General features: G+C 41.6%; 2 protein-coding genes. Both read right to left on the minus strand.

Going from position 1 to position 2,752, the window contains the following annotated elements; genetic code table 11:
- Positions 1-126: 126 nt before the first annotated feature.
- The gene (locus BN161_RS27845; protein ID WP_007219893.1) at positions 127-1,230 is read right to left on the minus strand and encodes a plasmid recombination protein; all 1,104 of its coding nucleotides are present in this window, start codon (positions 1,228-1,230) and stop codon (positions 127-129) included.
- Between the two features lie 619 nt (positions 1,231-1,849).
- On the minus strand, positions 1,850-2,440 hold the full coding sequence (locus BN161_RS27855; protein WP_004295513.1) for a replication/maintenance protein RepL: 591 nt from the start codon (positions 2,438-2,440) through the stop codon (positions 1,850-1,852).
- Between the last annotated feature and the right edge of the window lie 312 nt (positions 2,441-2,752).

Genomic DNA, 2,752 nt, shown 5'->3' on the forward strand with positions numbered 1-2,752 from the left:
CTTTTTTTAGAATAAGCACACAACCGTTTTCCGAACCCTGCAAAATTTCTTCCGAATCCGAACGACGTAACACTCCATTGAGAGAGGCTGCCGTTTGGTCGCTCCCCCTTTGGGGGCGGGGGGGGGTTACATACCCATACCGAAACCTCTGCTTCTGGTGATTTGCTTGAGTAGGTCTTTCCCCTCTTCCATAGCTTTTGATATGTTTGGGAAATGATGCCTTAAAGCCTCCAGTTGTTCGGAATTGAACAAGTCTTTCATCTTACCAAGTTCTTTTTTCAATTCCTTGGTTTCGGTCTTTAGTTCTTGGTTCTCCGTCCTTAATCGGTTACTGGTTGTCCTTGCGTTGTCCATTTGTTGTCTATAATACTCCTTGTCATTCTCGGCTTTGAATGCCTTTGTGCCGTTTTGCTCTTTTTCAAGTATAGCCTTTCCCAGTCTATCGGATAGCTGTTCATTTTCCCCCTCTAAAGCCTTTACTTTGGCTTTTAAGGCATCCTTTTCCCTATCGTTGACTGTTTTTCCAATCAAGCCGTAAAACTTCTCTGAAGCCTTAGAAATGAGTTTTTGGACGTTCTTCTTTGTTTCAATGGAACGTAGTTCTTTCTGAAGCTGAAGAAGCTGGTTTTGTACGTCCTTGTGTTTGTCTAATGCACTGGATATATCGTTTGATAGTTCCTGAAGCTGTTCTTTCGCACATTCGGTCTTGTACTGCATAGCCGATAAGTGTTTGCGGTCAGAAGAAACGCCACGTTCCATGCCCAGTGTTTCAGATGCTATGGTTTGGAGTTCTGCCATGTCATCACGCGATAAACGCACACTTTTCCCATTCGGCTGCGTCCAATCGAAAACTACATGGGCATGAAGGTTAGGTGTCCATTGCTTTGCGTTCATGTATCCTTCGTCCTTGTGTATATGGATTTGAAATGCTTCGATACCGAAACGTTCTTTGCAGACCGTGGCAAACTGCTGGAGTTCCTGCATGGTGGTTTCTTGTTTGATTACTATTACTCCCTCTCGTATGGGTGCGGCTTTAGCCTGCATCTTCTGCCCAACCGTATCGAGATATCTTTGTTTCGCACTTTCCAGCCGATGGGAGATGCTATCTCCAACCCAGCTTTCATTCAAATGACTAAGTTCGGGACGAACATAGTCCAACTCTTTTTCCCTAAAGTTGTGAATCTCACTCCCCGGCTTCACTGCTTGTACATGAATACTTGTTGCTCCCATAAGTTAACATTTTTGTGACAATCGATAACAGCCGGTGACAGCCGGCTGACAGGGGGTTAAGGGGGCTTGTCCCCTTACACACGCACCCTTTAGGGTGCTAGTGTGCTATCACCATACTGCATAGGTGCGAAGTTAGCAAATGTTCTGTAAATGCACAAATAAAGGGGAAAACATTTGGATTTGCGACAATAAAGTACTACCTTTGTTGCTGACCAAACGGTAGCCGACCGATACGGGAGAGTTACCAAAATACAAGCCGCTGGAGTTAATTGACGGACATCCGACATCTCCAGCGGCTTTATTTTTGCCTATCTGCTTCGTCTAGGCATACCAGTACCTCTACTAAAAATGTACTTCAAAGATACTTATTTTCTACCGACTTGATAGTTTTTACCCCATATTCTTGGACATTTTTCCCCCATGAGGTTATCTTTGTAGGGTGAAAGAGAAACCCATAAACGGGGATAGATTGAATGCTGGGAAGCATAAACAATCGGGGTAAGGTTAGCGAACCTTGCCTTTCATCCCCCATTATAACTTTACATAGAGGAACTTTATCTATCCCCCCCCCCGCCCCCAAAGGGGGAGCGACCAAACGGCAGCTTCACTCAATGGAGTGTTACTGTTCATCAAAGCCAAGTGATAATTGTCGTTTCTCTGCTTCTTCTTTCTTTTGGGCAGCTAAAGTCTTTTTCCGAACGTATGTTTTAGCAAATGTCACTCGGTCACCATTGAATACTATCAGAGGATTAATAAACCAAAGATTATCGGCTGGTCCTCGGGCTATGATTTCAGCTTTTACAAGTTCTGCAAGTCCTTTATAAACGGCTTTGTCTGTTTTGTATTTGGTATATTCTAGGCATTTTTTTCTATTGAAGATGATTAAATCATTTTTGGGTTTCATGCAGGTCATAAAGTAACCAAAAACCCGAATAGCTGCTTGTGATAGGTCAAAGAATGCAGCAAAGTTAGAAAGATACAATTTAGTGAATTGTTCTTCATCTACTTCTATTTGACGGATAAACGAAGTCTTAAACACTTCTCCAGTTTCAGTGTCGGCTAAAGCTACTACGGCTCTCTTATCGCCACCACTATTACTCTTATACTTTTTAACAACATGATTTTCAATACCTTCTATAGCTTGTTTCATAAAAGGATTTTCTTCGTTCTTTTGAAAATCGGTTAACTTAACTGCTTTTTTATTTTCCATTTTGATGTGTTTTTGGGAAATATTATTCTCCACAAAGTAAACTATTATTTTCCATAAAAACAATATTAAGGGAAATATTATTTTCCTGTTTAGTATTATATTAGGAAATCAGTATTTTCTAGATTGGAAAATGAGAATTTCCAATATGGAAAATGCCCTATATTGTGTATCAAGTACTTAACTTATTCTATTTCTTCTATTCTTAATATACCCCCAAAACAGCACAAAATCAGTCACTTAAAAATCATCGGTCGGGGAGCGCCCAGCGGCAAGGGGCGGGACCACCCGTCCCGACGAGCGCCACACCATAAA

The sequence above is a fragment of the Bacteroides timonensis genome (genome assembly GCF_000513195.1).
Taxonomy (GTDB): domain Bacteria; phylum Bacteroidota; class Bacteroidia; order Bacteroidales; family Bacteroidaceae; genus Bacteroides; species Bacteroides timonensis.